Raw genomic sequence first — 17,862 nt, forward strand, 5'->3', positions numbered from 1 at the left:
TCACTAAAACACCCTGTGGATAAATTTACCAAGCTAAATCAGTGCTGCTAAATGAAACGAATGAGTGCTACTGCGCTTCAGCCATTAAATAATCAACAACGGCCATCACCTCTTCATCGGAAAGATTGGGATTGCCGCCTTTGGCTGGCATAGCGCCAATGCCGTTAATGGCGCTGGCATAGAGCTCATCAGCCCCCTTCTCTAAACGCGCCGCCCAAGCTTCTGAATCGCCTTTGGTCGGGGCTCCAGCGACACCATTGTCGTGACAAGCCGCGCAGCCAGAGCTTGCGTATAGGGCTTCACCGTCTAAATCGCTACCGCCACTTGTCTCTTCAGAGGCGGCCACGCCCTCTTCACTCGCTGCGTCGTCATTTGAAGCCACTGCTTCTTCACTTGCCGCTTCTTCGCCCTCAGCAGCAGCGGTCTCTTCGCTAGCAGCCTCATCGGCGGCACCTTCGTCGCTAGACGCTTCGTCGTCTGCAGCAGCTTCGTCACCACTACTCAACTCGGGTACTTCCATCACCGGCTCAACCATATAGGCAACCGCCGCTTCCACTTCCTCATCGGAAAGGTTGGGGTTACCGCCTTTGGCTGGCATGGCGCCAATACCGTTAATGGCGTGGTCTAGCAGCGTGGCGAAGCCTTGTTCAGCACGTTCAGCCCAGGCCTCTTCATCACCACGAATAGGTGCTCCCGCAGCGCCCGATTCGTGGCAAGCGCTACACACATTGCCGTAGATGCCCTCACCGTCGATATCACCGCCACTGCTGCTATCGCTAGGAGGTGCCGCCGCGGTACCACAGTCTTGGCCTTGTAAACAGAGTTGCCCTACCGGCGCCAAACGCTCGGCAATCGCATCACGTGCGGCGTCATCTTGGGCATAAACACTGGATGTGCCCGCCATGAAGCCGAGGGCCGCCAGCCCGCTCATGATCAGCTTAGCTTTCACTCTCACCACCTCTTGAGTATTGTCATAAAACGTTTTTTATCAATCTCTGTCTCAACTGCTGTCTCAAACCCTATGTGCGGTAACGCCAACATCGATGATGCACCGCCGAGACGCCAAGACGTGCGTATAGAACTAGTATACCGGCAACGTAAAGCGCAAGAAAATGCTACTAAGCGCGCTTATGTGATCCATAGGTACTATCTAAGCCCTATTTTGGCTCTTCGCTCCTCTCTCCACCACCTTTCCACGCTAATAAACGCTGCTGGGCGTAACACACAAAACCGGCCTGCTGATAGAGCCGCTTGGCTGGTAAATTAACGTCATCAACTCCCAGCACTATTTCCGCTGCTCCAGCCTGCTGGGCAAGCTCCATGGCTGTGTTTAGTAGCGAACGGCCCAGGCCTATGCCGCGCCAACTCGGTGTTAGCCCCATTAACATTAGTTCCCAGCGGCCCAACGCCGGGCGAGGCGCCAGGAGTAGTACTCCCACTACGACATTTTGGAAACTAACGGAGTACCAGTGCTGTGGCGCTTGGGGAGCCTGCTGATAAAACCCGGCTAATAACTCCTTAATTGAAAGTATGTCGCGTAGGGGGCGACTATCCAGCGAACCCTCTCCCACTTCGGCCAACAGACTCAGTTGCTCCGCCTGAGAAAGCTCGCCAAACGGCTGCAGGGACAGCGGCATCGCTCCATTCATCGCTAAGCGGCGGTGGTTGCTAGCGTTTAAATACTCCAAACAGACTAGCTGCTGCATACCGTTTTTAAGTAACAGCCCTTGCGTTTCGGCGGCTTCGGAAGAAAGCTCCAGATGACATAGACGAATATTTTGTGTTTTCACCCACTGGCGAGCCGTATCTAACAGTAAAGGTGCGGGATCTGCCGCTTTTTGCGGTAGCCCTGTTTTTGGTAGCCATAGCTGCGCCATATTCATGGGCAGACGTTGTACCCAGATAGCGGCCGTTACCTGCCCCGCCTCAAGCGTTACCCATAGTCCTTCCCACTGAGTATCTGGCTGATTGTACATTGCCTTTACGGCAGCGCTCAGGGCCGATTGCTGAGCGGGATCATGGGCAGCAGCAAGCTTTAACAGTGCCTCGCGACGCTGGGAGGGTGGGCACTGCACGGTTTGAAGAGGCGTTATCTGCGCTGAAGTCATCAATACGTTACCTATTTAATGCTCGGTCAAACCGGGGATAAATATTTACCCAGCTTAAGTTCCCGTTAAGTTATCCCGCCCAGAGTGTCGGAAAACATGATGGAGATCATCCGATGGCTCGCCTACGTTCACTCCCCACAGCGCTAACAAGGCTGAATTGGCACGAGGCCCTCAATTGGCAGGAGCAAGCGGCGCTTCAGCAACTGATTCAGCAACGCTTTGCCCAGCAGCACAGCGCTCATATCCAGCATTTTCTGCCGCGCCTGTTTGGGCTCTGGCAAGCGGAACAGCCGCAAGCGGCAGTGGGACTGCGTCTTGCCAGCAGCGGGCCGCTCTTTCTGGAGCGCTACCTGGATGGCAAGGCCGAACAGGTTATTAACCATGGGTTTCAGCAGACACTTGCCCGTCGGGAGATTGCCGAAATAGGCAACTTGGCTAGCCTGCGCCCCGGCTTGCAGCGCCAACTGTTTATCTTCCTGGCCCATCAATTGGCGACTGAAGGTATCGCCTGGCTACTGTTTACCGCTACTCCCGAGGTTGCCAACGGGTTGCGCCGCCTAGGGTTATCCCCACAGCCTATCACCCCTGCCGACCCTACCCGACTGGGCGAAGAGTCGCATCTTTGGGGGCGCTATTACCAGCATCGCCCATGGGTCATGGCAGGCGATCTACGCAGTGCCATGCAGACACTTCAAGCGCAGCCAATCCTGGCTGACATGGTGGCAGCGGAGATGATGCATGCTCGACTTGCCTAACGCGCTGATGGTACGCCTCGACCACCACGCTAACCATGCTCCCCAGCGTACCGCACTTAGCGATGGCGAACAGCGTCTCTCGTATACCGCGGTCATTCATCACATTGCTCAGCGACGCCAACGGCTACGCACTGCTGGCGCACGGCGTGTTGCACTGGCGCTAGATAATGGGCTGGAGTGGGCTCTATGGGATTTGGCACTGATGATGGAAGCGTGTGTCGCGGTGCCTATTCCTGACTTCTTCAGCGACCAGCAGCGCCGCCATATCGTTGACCAGGCAGGCCTGGATAGCTGGATTGGCCACGGTGGAGAGGCCTACGGTTTTCAGCCCATTGGTGATGCGGTAATTGCCCAGCGCCAGGTCGAACTGCCGCCCCAGTTACCTACAGGCACCACGCGAATTACATTTACCTCCGGTACCAGTGGCTCCCCCAAGGGCGTGTGCCTGGATAATGCAGCGCTGCTAACGGTGACCGAGAGCCTGGCGGCGGTGGTCGAACCGCTCGCCATACACCGCCATCTGGCCATGCTGCCGCTCGCAACTCTACTCGAAAACATCGGTGGGCTCTATCTGCCACTGTGGTTAGGTGCATGCAGCGTGCTACCCAGTTTGACCTCACTAGGCTGGCAGGGCGCCAGCGGCTTCAGTGCTCCTATCGCCCTGGAATCTATCGCCCGCTACCAGCCTAACAGCATGATTCTGGTGCCACAGCTGCTGCAGGCGTTAGTTAGCCATGCTCCGACCTCCCCCCATAGTCTGAGCTTTGTGGCGGTGGGCGGGGCACCGGTAGCCAATACCCTGCTCGCCCATGCTCAGGGGGGAGGTTGGCCAGTGTTTGAAGGCTACGGTTTGTCTGAGTGCTCTTCGGTGGTGTGCCTTAATCGCCCTGGAGAGCCAAGCTGCGGCGTTGGCCGCCCATTGCCCCATGCTCAGGTACGTATTGATCAAGACGGCCAACTACACGTGAGGGGCGCCCTGATGCTGGGCTATCTCGGTGAGCCTCCCAGCGGTGATTGGCACGCTACCGGGGATACCGGCCAGTGGCAGGGCGATACCATCACCCTTAGCGGTCGTCAGCGGGAGGTGTTCATTACAGCCTATGGCAGAAACATCAACCCGCAGTGGGTAGAGGGCGAGCTCTGCACTCAGCCCGCCATTGCCCAGGCCATGGTATACGGCGAGACCCTGCCTGCTAACCGGGCGCTGATTGTTCCCGCCACGACCCAACTGACCGATGCTCAGATTGATGCTGCCATTCAGGCAGTAAACCTCACTTTGCCCGACTACGCCCAGGTACATGAGTGGCAGCGCGTGCCCCCCTTTACCCCCAATAACCAGCAAGTTACGGCCAATGGCCGCCTACGTCGCGAGGCCTTGCTAGCCGCTTATGGCCACTGGCTAACGGCTGCCGCGACTCTCTCACAAGAAGGAGCAATATCATGACCGCTTACCAACAGCTGCAAGACGCTACCCATGAAGCACGTACCTGGCTACTGGCGACCCCCATCGTCAACCGTGCCTTGGCGGGCCGTGTCACCCTGGAGGAGTATCTCGAATTTCTCGGTCAGGCCTACCATCACGTCCGTTTTACTGTGCCGCTAATGATGGCCTGCGGCGCACGGCTTCCCGACCGGCTCGACTGGCTACGCACGGCGCTGGTGGAGTACATCGAAGAGGAGCACGGCCACGAGCAGTGGATTCTGGACGATATCCGCGCTGCGGGGGGGGATGCTGAGGCCGTAACCACTGCCACGCCAGACCCAGCCACGCGATTAATGGTGGCCTGGATTCGCGACGCGGTCGAGCATGGCAATCCAGTAGCGTTCTTCGGCATGGTACAGGTACTGGAAGGCACCAGCACAGCGCTTGCCACCCAGGCCGCCGAGCACCTCCAGGCCAGCCTGTCGCTGCCTAAGAGCGCCGTGCGCTACCTTACCTCCCACGGCAGCCTGGATATTGGTCATCTGGCCTTTTTCGAAGAGCAGATAAACCAGTTAGGCGAGGATGATCTCGCCGTGGTGATTGATAGCGCCAACATGTTCTATCGCCTGTATGGCGCGATGTTTAGAGGTATAGAAGCGCGTTGCTCAGGCAGCAGTGCGGTGGAGGAGCTTAGCCATGCACTGGCCTAGCAAACGAGTTTTTCCTGGCGGGTGGGCGGCACAGCGGGTGCTGATCACCGGTGCCAGCGGCGGCATCGGTCACGCTCTTGCTGAAGTGTTGGCACAGCGCGGCGCACAGTTGCTGATCAGTGGGCGTAAGCAAGAGGTGCTGACGGCTCTGGCTGACCGTTTTCCCGACCACATCACTGCCGTTAGTGCCGATTTGACCAGCACAGACGACCGTAATCGCCTGATAAATGCAGCCCAGTTGGCGGACTGCAACATGCTGATTAATGCCGCCGGCAGCAATCAGCAGGGCTTCTTCGACTCCACCAGCGACAGCGATATCGAAGAGTTGGTAGCGATTAATCTGACTGCCACACTGCAGTTGACTCATGCGCTACTTCCTCAACTGATGGCCTGTTCCCAAGCAACGATTATCACCATTGGCTCGACCTTTGGGCGACTGGGTTATCCAGGCCAGGTTACCTACTGTGCAACCAAGTTCGCGCTACGCGGTTTTAGCCAGGCGTTACGCCGTGAGCTGGCCGATACCCGCGTGCGCGTCATGTATATCGCCCCCAGGGCAACCCGTACTGCCATGAACTCAGCACAAACCGAGGCGCTCAATGCAGCGCTGGGCAACACTGTCGACTCTCCTGACGCCGTCGCCCTAGCGATTGTTAGCGCCGTAGAGAAGCAGCGCGAGGAGTTGCAGATTGGACTGCCGGAACGTTTTTTTACCCTTCTCAATACACTATGGCCAGGCGCTGTTGACCGCGCCCTGTTACGTCAACTGCCTGTCATTCGCCGGTTCGTTGCCACCAAGGAGTCTTCCTCATGATCATGCCAGCTTTCAAAACGCTGCGTACTGCGCTATTGGCTAGCGCCATTGGCTTGGCTAGCCTTCAGGGCGTCGCCAGTGACGGTGACAGCGCGACGGCTGCCGCATCGCTTGCTCAGCTGCAGCAGCGTTGGGCGGAAATTAACTATACGCTGCCACCAGGCGAGCAGGCGGAAGCCTTCAGCCGCTTGGGTGACCAAGCTGAACAGCTCGTCGAACGCTACCCAGACGCCGCCGAGCTGCATATCTGGGCCGGTATTATCCGCTCAACAGAAGCAGGTGCCAGCGGCGGGCTGAGCGCGCTGGGGCTGGTAAAAAAGGCTAAAAAGGAGCTTGAAATTGCGCTGGAATTGAACCCGCTGGCGCTTGATGGTTCAGCCTATACCAGCCTGGGTGCGCTCTATTATCAGGTTCCCGGCTGGCCACTCGGCTTTGGCGATGAACAAAAAGCTGAGTGGCATTTGCAAAGAGCCCTTGCGATTAATCCTGAAGGTATCGACAGTCTCTACTTCTGGGGCGACTATTTACATGAGCAGGGTCGCGATGCAGAAGCACGCCAAGCGTTGGAGCACGCCTTATTGGCAGCGCCCCGTCCTGGTCGCGAACTGGCGGACAGTGGCCGCCGCGACGACATCCATCAATTGCTGTCAGAACTTCAATAGGAAGGAGCTCTATGCGCATTTTGCTGGTAGAGGATGACCCAAGCCTGGCCTCGGGTATCCGCTTGGCCTTGAAGCCCGAGCACTACACCGTGGATCATCTTAGCGACGGAGCTACCGCGCTGAATGCGCTAAAAGAGGGTGAACCCTTTGATGCGGTGATTCTCGACCTGGGGCTGCCGCGCATGGATGGCATGGCGGTATTGAACGCTGTCAGGCGCCAAGGCAGCCAAGTGCCCATTCTGGTACTGACTGCCCGCGATGCAGTGGATGACCGCATCGCGGGGCTAGACGCGGGCGCCGACGACTATTTAACCAAACCTTTCGAAGTGGCGGAGCTGAAAGCCCGGCTACGCGCCTTGCTAAGGCGTAGCCAGGGCCAAGTCAGCAGTATACTCAGCTGCCGTGGGATTCGCCTGGATCCGCATACCTTAACCGTTAGCTTTCAAGGACAAGATGTCAGTTTATCGCGACGCGAGCTCACGCTGCTGCAAGAGTTTATGAGCCACCCAGGCCGGGTATTTACCCGCGATACATTAACCCTGCTGGTTTACGGCTGGGATGAAGATGTGGAGAGCAATGCCATTGAGGTTCATATCCATCATTTACGCCGCAAGCTATTCACGGAGGTCATTCGCACGGTGCGTGGCATTGGCTATGTCATGGATAAGCCGTCAAAGGATGACGTATGACATCAATTCGACAACGTACCCTGGGGCTATCGCTACTGGTATTTGGCCTAAGCATGCTGTTCATAGGCTTTGTCAGCTACCGTTATGCCGCCCATGAAATAGAAGAGCTTTACGATGCCAGCTTAGCCCAGAATGCACGTCTGCTAGAAGGCTTGTTACAGGCGCCGCTGCCAGATACCGACCGCAATGTGTTAATTAACAGCTTAGAGAGCGCATTACAACGCGCTCGCGATTCTGACAAACGCTTTGCGGGCCATCGCTACGAAAGCAAATTAGCCTTCCAACTGTGGGAGGACGATCGTCTACTACTGCGCTCTGCGAGCGCCCCTGAAACGCCTCTTGCTCAGCAGCCTGTCGGCTACTCAACACTCACCGTGGGGGAGCACGATTGGCGAGTGTATGTCCTTGAGGTGCCGGATTCATTAAATCGCGTGGTAGTGAGCGAGCGCAAAGACGTTCGCGGGGAACTGATCAGAGCCGTCGCGTTGCGCACATTACTACCCGACCTGATTGGCTTGCCGCTACTCACCATCCTGCTGTGGTGGTCTATTGGCTGGGGCTTGGTACCGCTGTTGCGCATGGCCGAGCAAATTCGCAATCGTAATCCGCATAATTTACACCCCCTCACCCTTAGCCCACTGCCCCAGGAACTAGATACTATCGCCGGCGCGCTCAATCGGCTGTTAGAGCGAATCCGCATAATGCGCGTGCGCGAGAAGCGCTTTATTGCCGATGCAGCCCATGAGTTGCGTACCCCTTTAGCAGTGCTTGATTTACACGCCCAAAATGCTCTGACTGCCGATAATCTTGAAGATCGTCAAGAGGCTCTCAACCACCTTCGTGGCGGCGTTGCAAGAGCCACGCGCTTGGTTACGCAACTCTTAACACTGGCTCGCCTGGAGCCTGAAGAGGAAACGCAGCCTGAATACCGCACGAGCCACTTGCTTAGTGAAGTGCGTGAAACACTGGCAAAGCTTTCGCCGCTGGCCGCTGAGCGCGAACAGCAGCTACTGTTAAATGCTGATGAGCAGGCAGATTGGTCGATGTTAGAAGAGCCCGGTGCCATTGAAACCCTGGTACAGAATCTGGTCGGTAATGCCATCCAACACTCGCCTAACCAAAGTGTCATCAGCATCACCCTAGCGACGACCCCACATAGCTTTCAATTGACGGTGGATGACCAGGGCCCGGGGATACCGATTAGTGAACGCAAAAAAGTGGTTGAGCGCTTCCAACGCGCGGGTTCCAGCGCGGGTTCAGGGTTAGGGCTTTCCATTGTTGAGCGATTGGTGACACGTCACGGTGGCACCCTCCAGCTTGACGACGCTCCTAGTCGAGGCTTGCGCGTACGAATTTATCTCCAGCGCCCAAGAGAGGACTAGGGCCTGTTGACATTTCACGCGCGGCCGCGCTGAAACTTTAACAGGCCCTAACACTTTCTTTGTGTACTCAGTGGCAGTTTACGCCTCCCTTAAGGTTGCGATAAGAATTGCGTGCAACTGTGGAGATGCATGGTGAGCCAGATACCCACGGCTCCCCCTTTTCTCCATATGGAGGTTCCCCTGATGAACCAAGTTACCTTTTCACCGAAACCCTTAATTCAACTCGGTTCAGCGCCGCTACTCGCCAAACCTGCGGCGCGTCGGCTACAGCCTACTAGCCCAGCCATGACCGTGCTGACCGACTTTTCCCAAGTAATACCTCAATCCGTCGATGCCGATACCCCCATCGACGAAGCACACCTGAAGATGCGTTATGGCGGCGTAAGACTGCTGTTCGTGATGGATCATCAAGCACACTGTATCGGCATCATTACCTCGAAAGAAGTGATTGGTACTCGGCGTATTAACATCGCCATGCAGCAGCGTAACCTCACCCGCAATGAGGTAACTGCCGAAATGATTATGACGCCGTGGCACAAGCTTAGCGCCATGCCCCTCGCCCAGTTGGCCTCGCTCACCATTGAGGATCTGGTACTGTCGATGGAAGCGGTGACCGATCAGCACCTGTTAATCACTGAGCAAAATGATCACCACGAACTTAGAATTCGCGGCATTATTTCAGCAAGCGATATCCAAAATGCGGTGGGTAAAGAGATTAACCCAGTGCCTATGGCGAAAAGTTTCGCCGACATTTGCCAGGTCATTACCGGTCACGACCTTTAACGTCTCACCGCTAACGGTTGTTAAATTAATCGCTTTCAAATACTGAATACATAAAATGCCAACGCCCTTCACCGATTCCTCGGTGAAGGGCGTTTAAGTTGTTAACGTAACACTATTCTTGGAAACAGATCGCCTAGAACAAACCAGCATTGATCCAAAGATGTGCGGCAATGCTAGCGACATAGCCTAACAATATGGCGGGTACCCAGCGAAGGTGAACGGCAAAGGTATAAATGCCGCGCGCCTGGCCCATAAGGGCAACACCTGCAGCAGAGCCCATGGAGAGCAAACTCCCCCCCACACCTGCGGTTAACGTTATTAGCAGCCAGTTACCCTCGCTCATATCCGGGGCCATGGAGAGTACCGCGAACATCACCGGGATGTTGTCCACCACCGCCGAGATAAGCCCCAAGACCACATTGGCCCACACTGGGTTCCAACTACCGTAAAGCGTTTCGGAGAGCAGACTGAGGTAGCCCATAAAACCCAGGCCACCGACACACATGACAACCCCGTAGAAGAACAGCAGCGTATCCCACTCGGAACGGGCGATACGGCTGAAAATATCGAAGGGTACCACGCTACCCAACTGCTCCAGCTTCTTCCAATCACCCCGGCGAGAGTAGCGCTCCCGCTTGCGCTCAAGGGAACGTGGCAGGCTGCGGCGCAGGTAGTAGCCAAAGAACTGCAGCAGGCCTAAACCAAACATCATGCCCATGGCAGGCGGCAGGTAGAGAATCGAGTGACACAGCACCGAGATCGCTACAGTGATCAAAAACAGTACGATAATGCGCCGAGCGCCCCGCTTGAGCCAGACGTTTTCCTTAAGGGAGGCAGGCTGGCGGTTAACAATAAAGAAGTTCATGATCACCGCAGGCACCATGAAATTAACTATCGCGGGGATCAGCAGCGCGAAGAAGCCTTCAAACGGTACTTGTCCCGCCTGCCATACCATCAGCGTGGTGATATCACCAAACGGGCTAAAGGCGCCCCCTGCGTTGGAAGCCACCACGACGTTGACACAGCAAAGCCCAATGAACTTATTATCACCCTCAGCCACTTTGAGCACTACAGCGCACATCAGCATGGCAGTGGTCATATTGTTGGCGATCGCCGAAATACCGAATGCCATGACACCGGTAATCCAGAACAGAGTGCGATAGCTAAAGCCTTTGCGCACTAGCCAAGAACGTAGCGCATCAAATACACGGCGCTCTTCCATGGCGTTGATATAGGTCATTGCCACCAGCAAAAACAGCAGCAGCTCAGCGTACTCAAGCAGCGTTTCGCGGAAGGCGGTTTCCGCCTCTTCCGGCATCCCCGCTTGTACGTAGACCCAGGCCACTAGCGCCCAGATAAGCCCCGCCGCGACCAGTACCGGTTTAGACTTACGCATATGCAGTAGCTCTTCACTCATCACCAACGCATAGGCGAGTACGAAGATCACGACAGAAGAGATACCGGCAAGCGAAAGAGTAAGATCAAGGGGCCCGGCGGCGGCATAAGAGAGAGAAGGAAAGACAAAAAGCGTGCAGGCGAGCAACAGCCAAGCGACCCGGCTAGCATAATGCCGGGTTACGAGGACGTTTGGTGGTTTCATGGCAGTGTTATCCAATCAGGAGGGAGAAAGACCGCCACGATAATAAGCACCCTAACCACATGCTGCAACGCAACGGTTGCGCATAAGATGCGACGTATTGCCGCATCTTGTAAAGTATTTTTATTGGCTTAACTCAATATAAAGTCTGATGCCTAAATCACTCTACCGTTACGCTTTTGGCCAGGTTACGGGGCTGGTCTACATCGGTGCCTTTGAGCACTGCTACGTGGTAGCTCAATAGCTGTAGCGGCAGGGTATACAGCAGCGGTGCAAGCGCTTCGTGAACATGCGGCAGGGTCAATACGCGAACATCTTCCTGAGTATCGATACCCACGCTCTCATCGGCAAATACAAACAGCTGGCCCCCGCGAGCACGGACTTCCTGAAGGTTGGATTTTAGCTTTTCAAGCAAGTCATCGTTGGGGGCGACCGAGATCACCGGCATTTCGCTGTCCACCAGCGCCAGCGGGCCATGCTTTAACTCCCCGGCGGGATACGCCTCGGCATGGATATAGGAGATCTCTTTGAGCTTTAACGCCCCTTCCAGGGCAATCGGATAGTGAGCCCCACGCCCTAAAAACAAGGCGTGCTGTTTTTCCGCAAACGCCTGGGAAAGCGCTTCGATGTTGCCATCCAGCGCCAGCACCCGCTGACACACCTCGGGCAGCGTGCGCAGTGCCGCGATAATATCTGGGTAGTCGGCCTGGTCTTTAGCTTTACTGACCGAAAGCGTCAGCAGCATTAGCGCTATAAGCTGAGTGGTAAAGGCTTTAGTGGAGGCCACGCCAATTTCAGGGCCTGCGCGGGTCATTAGAGTAATATCAGACTCACGCACTAGCGAACTACCGGGCACGTTGCAGATCGCCAGCGAGCCAATGTAGTTGAGGGTTTTAGCAAAACGCAGCGCGGCCAGCGTATCGGCGGTTTCGCCGGACTGGGAGAGGGTGACAAACAGCGTACCGTCAGGCACCACTGGGTGGCGGTAGCGATACTCGGAGGCCACTTCGACCTGCACCGGCACTCCCGCGTAGCGCTCTAACCAGTAACGCGCCACCAGCCCCGCATGGTAGCTGGTGCCACAGGCAATGATATGGACGTGGCGAGTGCGCTGGAAAAGCGCCAGCGCATCCGGGCCAAAGCTCTCTACTAACACACTTTGAGCACTCAGCCGTCCCTCTAATGCTGCCTCAATCACCGCTGGCTGCTCGAAAATCTCCTTGAGCATATAGTGGCGGTACTCGCCCTTACTGGCCGCGCCATCGCCGTGCTCAAAGGTATGGATAGGACGCTCAACGTCGTTACCCTGGCGATCCACGATGCGAATGGCCCCTTGATCGCGAAGCTCAACCAGATCACCCTCTTCAAGGTAAATAAAGCGATCCGTCACCGGCAGCAATGCCAGTGGGTCAGAGGCTAAAAAGGCCTCATTAATACCTACACCGACCACCAGCGGGCTACCCTGGCGCGCGCCAACCACTACGCTCGGCTGTTGAGCACACATGACTCCCAGCGCGTAGGCACCGCCTAAGCGGTTAACGATCTGCTGGGTAGCATCAAACAGCGTTAGGCCGTCAGCCAGTTTTTCGGAGAGTAAGTGAGCAATCACTTCGGTATCAGTTTCAGAGCTAAAAACATAGCCACTGCGCTGCAAGCCTTCTTTTATCGGCTCGTAATTCTCAATAATACCGTTGTGCACCACGGCAACCTGATCACTGCTGTGATGCGGATGTGCATTGGCCTCAGAGGGTTTACCGTGGGTTGCCCAGCGGGTGTGGGCAATGCCCGAAAAACCCGGTAGTGAGGCAGTATCCAACCGTGCCGCAAGCGCTGCCACTTTACCAAGCGCTCGATGACGAGTTAATACACCCTCACTCAACACCGTCATACCGGCCGAATCGTAGCCGCGATACTCCAGGCGTTTTAGTCCTTCTAATAGAATTTCTTGGACGTTGCGCTGGGCAACGGCGGCCACAATGCCACACATAACGACTCTCCTGAGTTTTTACGAACCTATAAAACGCCTAAAACGGTATTACCCTGGCGGTGAGATAGGAATACGGCTTTTTAATGATTCTTAGCACTATGTTTTTTTAGAGCTATGTTTTTTAAAAGCTATGTTTTTAGAGCTATGGCTCTATACGTTTGCTGGGGCGCAGCCAGTCAATTTTTTCTAACTGGCGGCCACGGGTGACGGCCAAGGCGTAGTCGGTGACATCTTTGGCAATCGTGGATCCCGCGCCAATGGTGGCACCTTTGCCTACCGAAACAGGCGCGACCAAAGCAGTGTTAGAACCGATAAAGGCATTATCGCCAATGTCAGTATGGTGCTTATTCGCCCCGTCGTAATTACAGGTAATGGTGCCTGCTCCCACATTCACGTCACGTCCTAAGCGAGCATCACCAACGTAGCTTAGGTGATTGATTTTGCTACCTTCACCCACGTCGGCATTTTTGGTTTCAACAAAATTGCCGACCTTGGCTTTTACCGCCATGCGCGTACCGGGGCGTAGCCGCGCAAAGGGTCCGATCTGATTTAGGCCCGCTGCCACGGTGCCGTCTATCACGCTGTGGGTATCTATCGCGCTTTGCGCACCAATGGTGCTATTTTTAATCACGCAGTAAGGGCCAACCCGCACGCCTTCACCTAGCTCAACCTCGCCTTCAAATACGCAGCCCACATCAATAAACACATCGTGTCCACAGGTTAAACGCCCACGTACATCAAGCCGTTCGGGGTCGGCGAGGGCTACCCCCTGAGCCATTAACTTATCAGCCAACTGGCGTTGATAAACGCGCTCCAAGCGGGCCATTTGTGCTCTGTTGTTAACGCCTTCCACTTCCACGGCGGTAGCCGGTTGGGCGGTGCATACCTTGATGCCTTCGGCTGCGGCCAGGGCTATCACATCGGTCAGGTAGTACTCACCCTGGGCATTATTGTCTGAGAGCTGTGGCAACCAGCGTTTAAGCTGTGCGCTGGTCATGGCCATGATGCCAGTATTGCATTCAGTGATGTCGAGTTGAGCACGACTGGCATCTTTTTGTTCGACAATCGCCACCGCATCGCCTGCATCATTACGCTCAATACGCCCATAACCAGTGGGGTCGTCTAGCGTTACCGTCAACAGCCCCATGTGTTGTTCATCCACATAGGCTAACAGTTCACTGAGGGAGTCCCGCTGCAGCAGCGGCACATCGCCGTACAGAACTAGCACCTTGCCACTGCCCAACCGTTCAAGCGCTTGAGACACCGCATGCCCAGTGCCCTTCTGCTCGGCCTGCACGGCAAACGTTACGGGCTGCTCTGCCAGCGCTTCGCGAAGCTGGTCAGCGCCATGGCCAATCACCACATGGGTGCGATCCGGTTGCAACCCAGAGGCTGTCTCCAGCACATGCTGAACCATGGGCTTACCCGCCAGGGTGTGAAGCACTTTAGGTATTTGTGAGTGCATCCGCGTGCCTTTTCCCGCAGCGAGAATGACAATATCCAGTTCTTGCATGTTATTCACCTGTTACCGGTTGGTCGTCGGAGGTGGTAGCTGTTAATGGAGCAACTGAAAATTGCTCTATGCCCAGCTCATCGACCAACGTTTCACCGAAGTAGTTAACAAATTCAGGGCTGGCAATACTACGCCACTGCTCGTCATCCCGAACCAACATCAGTACCTTCAGATTATTTTCAATCGCCATCTGCATAGCGTCCTGTTCGCCTACCACCAGTAGCGCAGTCGCCCAGGCATCCGCCCAGGCATTGGAAGGATGGAATACCGACACCGATGCAAGCTGATGAGTCACTGGCCGCCCCGTACGCGGATCAATAGTGTGCGAGAAACGCTGGCCGTCGACTTCAAAATAGTTGCGGTAATCACCCGAGGTGGCCACTGACATACTCTCTAGTGGAATAATATGCTGGGCTCGCTGCTGACCATCCTCGGGTACCTCAATGCCAATTCGCCAAGGCGTCTGTTCGTCTTCATCACGCACCCCACGTGCAATCAGATCACCGCCTAAATTAACCAAGTAGTGCTCTATACCCTGCTGATTCAGGTATGCGGCTACCCGGTCGGTAGCATGGCCTTTCGCGACGCCAGACAGGTCGACAAATACATCGCGAGTACGCCGTGCCTGCATATTTTGCGTATCGACCTCCACTGCATCAAACCCTACCTGGGCAAGCTGCTCGGCCAGGACATCATCAGCGGGCACCTCTTCAGGCCTTGCGCCAGGGCCAAAGCTCCAAAGATTAACCAGGTCGCCTACAGTAATATCAAAAGCACCATGGCTGGCTTCAGCCACTGACTGACTGATCGCCAACACCTCAATCAGCTCATTAGAGAGCGGCTGCCACTCCTCCAACGGGGCCTCGTTAAACGCGATCAGTTCAGAGTCATCCCGGTAGGTGGACATCGACTGATCAACGCTCTCCAGCTCTGCTTTGAAACCCTCTTCCAGCTCAAGGGATTCGCCTTGAGTGAGCGGATCCATAATGGTCACCTGATAGAAGGTGCCAAAAATATTGCCTTCAAAGCGTACCGGAGGCTCCAGCGGCCGATCACTCTCTGAGCAACCGGCCACACTGACCACTAAGCCCAACAGAAGGCCCATCACGGTCACTGCACGTCGCCACCTTGTACTGCGTTCAGCACACAATTCCTGTTTAATTTTTTTCATCGTTGCCTTGCCTAAAAATGAAGCACTTAAAAATGACGCACTTAAAAATGAAAGAACCACAGCAGCCAGGCGCCGAACAGCACGCGGTAAATCACAAAGGGCTGCATTCCCAATTTTTTTATAATTACCAGGAAGTAGTGAATGCACAAGTAAGCGCTTACTCCTGATAGTAGCGTACCCACTAGCATGGCGACCCAATCGATAGACTGCGGCGCATTAACAAGACCGATGGCTTCCAAACCACCGGCCAACACAATCACCGGAATCGACAGTAAGAAAGAGAAACGCGCAGCGCCCTCACGGCTCATACCCACCATTAGCGCCGCGGTAATGGTAATCCCCGAGCGCGACGTGCCGGGGATCAGCGCCAACGCTTGAGCGCCGCCAATAATCAGTACATCCCTTAAACGCAGCTGATACTCGCTTCGCGTACCCTGCTTACGCCAGTCGGCATACCCCAACAATAGACCGAAACCAATTAAACTGACGCCGATAATCAGCGTAGAGCGCATATAGTGAGAAATAACATCGTGCAGCAGTAAACCAATAATACCCACTGGGATAGTGGCCAATGTCACCCAGAAGGCGAGCCGCGCATCCTCGTTGACGCCCTTCCCCCCGATGGCGGCCAGGCTGCTGGTGATCATTTGCCAGATTTCGTGCCTGAAATAGATGATGACCGCGGAGAGACTGCCTAAATGTAGTGCCACATCAAAGGCTAAGCCTTGGTCTTGCCAATCTGTCAGAACAGGCACCAAAATCAGGTGGGCAGAGCTTGAAACGGGTAAAAATTCTGAAATGCCCTGAACAATCGCTAACACCACCACCTGGAGCCAATCCATAAAAAAATCCTGTGTATAAAAACAATTTGATGGTTTGCAATGGCGCTTAAGGATACACATCCGCTAATTCATTGTCCGCCACTGCTTTTGCTTGCACGCTTTTACTGACACTATCCGCCACTGGCACTCAAAAATGCCGTTTCACAGCTTGAACGCAGTGGAGGCTATAGAGGATATAAGGAGTGCGCTACAATAGGCATCTATTGAATGCGTGCGTCCTTGCAAGGTACCCATGACTCAGACCATCGAAACGCCAGTGGTTCACGACCAAGCGCAACTTAGCCAGGAAGCCAAACGCGTCACCTATATAGGTGCATGGTTGGATGGCCTGTTGAGCATCGTCAAAGTCACCATCGGTTTTATGGTCGGTTCAGCGGCGTTGATCGCCGATGGCATTCACTCCTTGTCTGATTTAGTCACCGACGGCTTTGTTCTTGCGGCCATTCATTATGGGCGCCAGGAACCCGATAAAGACCACCACTACGGTCACGGTCGAATTGAAACCCTGACGACGCTGCTACTGGGAAGCGTGCTGATTTTCGTGGCAGGCGCGATTGCCTGGTCGAGCCTGGATCGCCTGTTTAGCGGTACCGACGTTAACGCCCCAGGCGCGCTGGCAATCGTGATTACCGTCATCGCGCTGTTTAGCAAAGAGTGGATTTTTCGCTACACCATGCGGGTCGCCAAACGGGTAAAGTCTAAGTTACTCGAGGCCAATGCCTGGCACTCCCGCAGCGATGCGCTCTCCACCGCCGTAGTGCTGGTGGCACTGGTAGGTGCCCAGTTCGGTTTAGGCTGGCTGGATGCTGTGGCTGCTATCATCGTAGGTTTATTAGTCGGCAAGGTAGGTTTGGACTTACTGTGGGAGTCTGCTCGCGAGCTAGTCGATACCGCTCTGCCGGAAGATGTCCAGGATCAAATGCATGACGTTGCATGCAGCGTACCCGGTGTAGATAGCGTCCACGACCTGCGTACCCGCCAATCGGCTGGCTGGGTAATGGTTGATTTGCATGTGGTGGTGGGGCCAAAAATTACCGTCTCGGAAGCCCACGAAATCGGCAACGAAGTGAGCCGCCGCCTACGCCATGAATTCCCCGCACTGACCGATGTGATCTTTCACGTTGACCCTGAAGACGACGCTGGCGCAGGTGATCCCAGCCGCCTGCCCGGCCTACCGCTGCGACCAGAAGTTGAAGCTGCCCTGGATGCCCGCTGGTACAAGCATCCGGTATGGCGAACGCTGAACGAACTTCAGTTGCACTACTTGGATGACAAGGTCTCCGTATCGCTCATCATTGATGACGCCGTGCATCAGCCGCCCCAGTGTCTCGCCAGCCAGCTAAAAGCGCTGGCGAGCGATATCGAATGGCTTGGCCACGTAGAGGTGCTGTTTATTACCCGCGCAGCAAGCAGCTCAATGCGTTAG

The 17,862-nt window shown here is 55.4% G+C and carries 16 protein-coding genes; 9 read left to right on the top strand and 7 right to left on the bottom strand.

Annotation, left to right across the window (positions count from 1 at the left end):
* Positions 1–67: 67 nt before the first annotated feature.
* Both ACFIOZ_RS21885 and ACFIOZ_RS21890 read right to left on the bottom strand, forming a co-directional pair.
* A complete protein-coding gene (locus ACFIOZ_RS21885; RefSeq protein WP_386081299.1) occupies positions 68–949 on the bottom strand; it encodes a c-type cytochrome in 882 nt (293 codons plus the stop codon).
* Positions 950–1,157: 208 nt separating this feature from the next.
* On the bottom strand, positions 1,158–2,108 hold the full coding sequence (locus ACFIOZ_RS21890) for a GNAT family N-acetyltransferase (RefSeq protein ID WP_386081300.1): 951 nt from the start codon (positions 2,106–2,108) through the stop codon (positions 1,158–1,160).
* Between the two features lie 113 nt (positions 2,109–2,221).
* Here ACFIOZ_RS21890 and ACFIOZ_RS21895 point away from each other — a divergent pair, with 113 nt between their 5' ends.
* The 8 genes from ACFIOZ_RS21895 to ACFIOZ_RS21930 all read left to right on the top strand — a co-directional run bounded on the left by ACFIOZ_RS21895 (position 2,222) and on the right by ACFIOZ_RS21930 (position 9,326).
* Positions 2,222–2,863 carry a thermostable hemolysin gene (locus ACFIOZ_RS21895; protein ID WP_386081301.1) on the top strand — a complete coding sequence of 214 codons (642 nt, stop codon included), beginning with the start codon at positions 2,222–2,224 and terminating at the stop codon, positions 2,861–2,863.
* Positions 2,847–4,307, top strand: coding sequence for an AMP-binding protein (locus ACFIOZ_RS21900; RefSeq protein ID WP_386081303.1), 1,461 nt, complete (start codon positions 2,847–2,849; stop codon positions 4,305–4,307). The genes ACFIOZ_RS21895 and ACFIOZ_RS21900 overlap by 17 nt, the downstream gene beginning before the upstream one ends.
* On the top strand, positions 4,304–4,996 hold the full coding sequence (locus tag ACFIOZ_RS21905) for a TenA family transcriptional regulator (RefSeq protein WP_386081305.1): 693 nt from the start codon (positions 4,304–4,306) through the stop codon (positions 4,994–4,996). Before ACFIOZ_RS21900 ends, ACFIOZ_RS21905 begins: the two co-directional genes overlap by 4 nt.
* Positions 4,983–5,810: an SDR family oxidoreductase gene (locus tag ACFIOZ_RS21910; RefSeq protein ID WP_386081306.1), complete on the top strand. Its 828-nt coding sequence runs from the start codon at positions 4,983–4,985 to the stop codon at positions 5,808–5,810. Before ACFIOZ_RS21905 ends, ACFIOZ_RS21910 begins: the two co-directional genes overlap by 14 nt.
* Entirely contained in the window at positions 5,807–6,472 is a 666-nt protein-coding gene (locus tag ACFIOZ_RS21915) for a hypothetical protein (protein WP_386081307.1), read from the top strand. Before ACFIOZ_RS21910 ends, ACFIOZ_RS21915 begins: the two co-directional genes overlap by 4 nt.
* 11 nt (positions 6,473–6,483) lie before the next feature.
* Positions 6,484–7,161 carry a response regulator transcription factor gene (locus tag ACFIOZ_RS21920; protein ID WP_386081309.1) on the top strand — a complete coding sequence of 226 codons (678 nt, stop codon included), beginning with the start codon at positions 6,484–6,486 and terminating at the stop codon, positions 7,159–7,161.
* On the top strand, positions 7,158–8,543 hold the full coding sequence (locus ACFIOZ_RS21925; RefSeq protein WP_386081311.1) for an ATP-binding protein: 1,386 nt from the start codon (positions 7,158–7,160) through the stop codon (positions 8,541–8,543). Before ACFIOZ_RS21920 ends, ACFIOZ_RS21925 begins: the two co-directional genes overlap by 4 nt.
* Positions 8,544–8,726: 183 nt before the next feature.
* Positions 8,727–9,326, top strand: a complete 600-nt coding sequence (locus tag ACFIOZ_RS21930; RefSeq protein ID WP_386081313.1) for a CBS domain-containing protein — start codon at positions 8,727–8,729, stop codon at positions 9,324–9,326.
* A 133-nt stretch (positions 9,327–9,459) separates the two neighbouring features.
* On the opposite strand, the gene nhaD is transcribed toward ACFIOZ_RS21930, so the two are convergent.
* The 5 genes from nhaD to ACFIOZ_RS21955 all read right to left on the bottom strand — a co-directional run bounded on the left by nhaD (position 9,460) and on the right by ACFIOZ_RS21955 (position 16,436).
* On the bottom strand, positions 9,460–10,926 hold the full coding sequence (nhaD, locus tag ACFIOZ_RS21935; RefSeq protein ID WP_386081315.1) for a sodium:proton antiporter NhaD: 1,467 nt from the start codon (positions 10,924–10,926) through the stop codon (positions 9,460–9,462).
* Positions 10,927–11,083: 157 nt separating this feature from the next.
* Positions 11,084–12,910, bottom strand: a complete 1,827-nt coding sequence (gene glmS, locus ACFIOZ_RS21940; protein ID WP_386081317.1) for a glutamine--fructose-6-phosphate transaminase (isomerizing) — start codon at positions 12,908–12,910, stop codon at positions 11,084–11,086.
* 142 nt (positions 12,911–13,052) lie between these two features.
* Entirely contained in the window at positions 13,053–14,423 is a 1,371-nt protein-coding gene (gene glmU, locus ACFIOZ_RS21945; RefSeq protein ID WP_386081319.1) for a bifunctional UDP-N-acetylglucosamine diphosphorylase/glucosamine-1-phosphate N-acetyltransferase GlmU, read from the bottom strand.
* 1 nt (position 14,424) lies between these two features.
* Complete coding sequence (locus ACFIOZ_RS21950) at positions 14,425–15,528, bottom strand: FAD:protein FMN transferase (RefSeq protein ID WP_386084159.1); 1,104 nt, start codon at positions 15,526–15,528, stop codon at positions 14,425–14,427.
* Positions 15,529–15,635: 107 nt separating this feature from the next.
* Positions 15,636–16,436 (bottom strand): undecaprenyl-diphosphate phosphatase, encoded by an 801-nt coding sequence (locus ACFIOZ_RS21955; protein WP_386081321.1) that lies wholly within the window; start codon positions 16,434–16,436, stop codon positions 15,636–15,638.
* A 232-nt stretch (positions 16,437–16,668) separates the two neighbouring features.
* On the opposite strand from ACFIOZ_RS21955, the gene ACFIOZ_RS21960 reads away from it, so the two are divergent.
* Positions 16,669–17,862: a cation diffusion facilitator family transporter gene (locus ACFIOZ_RS21960; protein WP_386081322.1), complete on the top strand. Its 1,194-nt coding sequence runs from the start codon at positions 16,669–16,671 to the stop codon at positions 17,860–17,862.

The sequence above is a fragment of the Vreelandella sp. F11 genome, from assembly GCF_042466685.1.
GTDB lineage: Bacteria > Pseudomonadota > Gammaproteobacteria > Pseudomonadales > Halomonadaceae > Vreelandella.

Coding starts and splice junctions, on each gene's coding strand:
- ACFIOZ_RS21910 (WP_386081306.1), top strand. CDS start 4,983: ATGCACTGGCCTAGCAAACGAGTTTTTCCTGGCGGGTGGGCGGCACAG.
- nhaD (WP_386081315.1), bottom strand. CDS start 10,926: ATGAAACCACCAAACGTCCTCGTAACCCGGCATTATGCTAGCCGGGTC.
- ACFIOZ_RS21960 (WP_386081322.1), top strand. CDS start 16,669: ATGACTCAGACCATCGAAACGCCAGTGGTTCACGACCAAGCGCAACTT.
- glmS (WP_386081317.1), bottom strand. CDS start 12,910: ATGTGTGGCATTGTGGCCGCCGTTGCCCAGCGCAACGTCCAAGAAATT.
- ACFIOZ_RS21925 (WP_386081311.1), top strand. CDS start 7,158: ATGACATCAATTCGACAACGTACCCTGGGGCTATCGCTACTGGTATTT.
- ACFIOZ_RS21905 (WP_386081305.1), top strand. CDS start 4,304: ATGACCGCTTACCAACAGCTGCAAGACGCTACCCATGAAGCACGTACC.
- ACFIOZ_RS21890 (WP_386081300.1), bottom strand. CDS start 2,108: ATGACTTCAGCGCAGATAACGCCTCTTCAAACCGTGCAGTGCCCACCC.
- ACFIOZ_RS21950 (WP_386084159.1), bottom strand. CDS start 15,528: ATGGGCCTTCTGTTGGGCTTAGTGGTCAGTGTGGCCGGTTGCTCAGAG.
- glmU (WP_386081319.1), bottom strand. CDS start 14,423: ATGCAAGAACTGGATATTGTCATTCTCGCTGCGGGAAAAGGCACGCGG.
- ACFIOZ_RS21915 (WP_386081307.1), top strand. CDS start 5,807: ATGATCATGCCAGCTTTCAAAACGCTGCGTACTGCGCTATTGGCTAGC.
- ACFIOZ_RS21930 (WP_386081313.1), top strand. CDS start 8,727: ATGAACCAAGTTACCTTTTCACCGAAACCCTTAATTCAACTCGGTTCA.
- ACFIOZ_RS21955 (WP_386081321.1), bottom strand. CDS start 16,436: ATGGATTGGCTCCAGGTGGTGGTGTTAGCGATTGTTCAGGGCATTTCA.
- ACFIOZ_RS21895 (WP_386081301.1), top strand. CDS start 2,222: ATGGCTCGCCTACGTTCACTCCCCACAGCGCTAACAAGGCTGAATTGG.
- ACFIOZ_RS21900 (WP_386081303.1), top strand. CDS start 2,847: ATGCTCGACTTGCCTAACGCGCTGATGGTACGCCTCGACCACCACGCT.
- ACFIOZ_RS21920 (WP_386081309.1), top strand. CDS start 6,484: ATGCGCATTTTGCTGGTAGAGGATGACCCAAGCCTGGCCTCGGGTATC.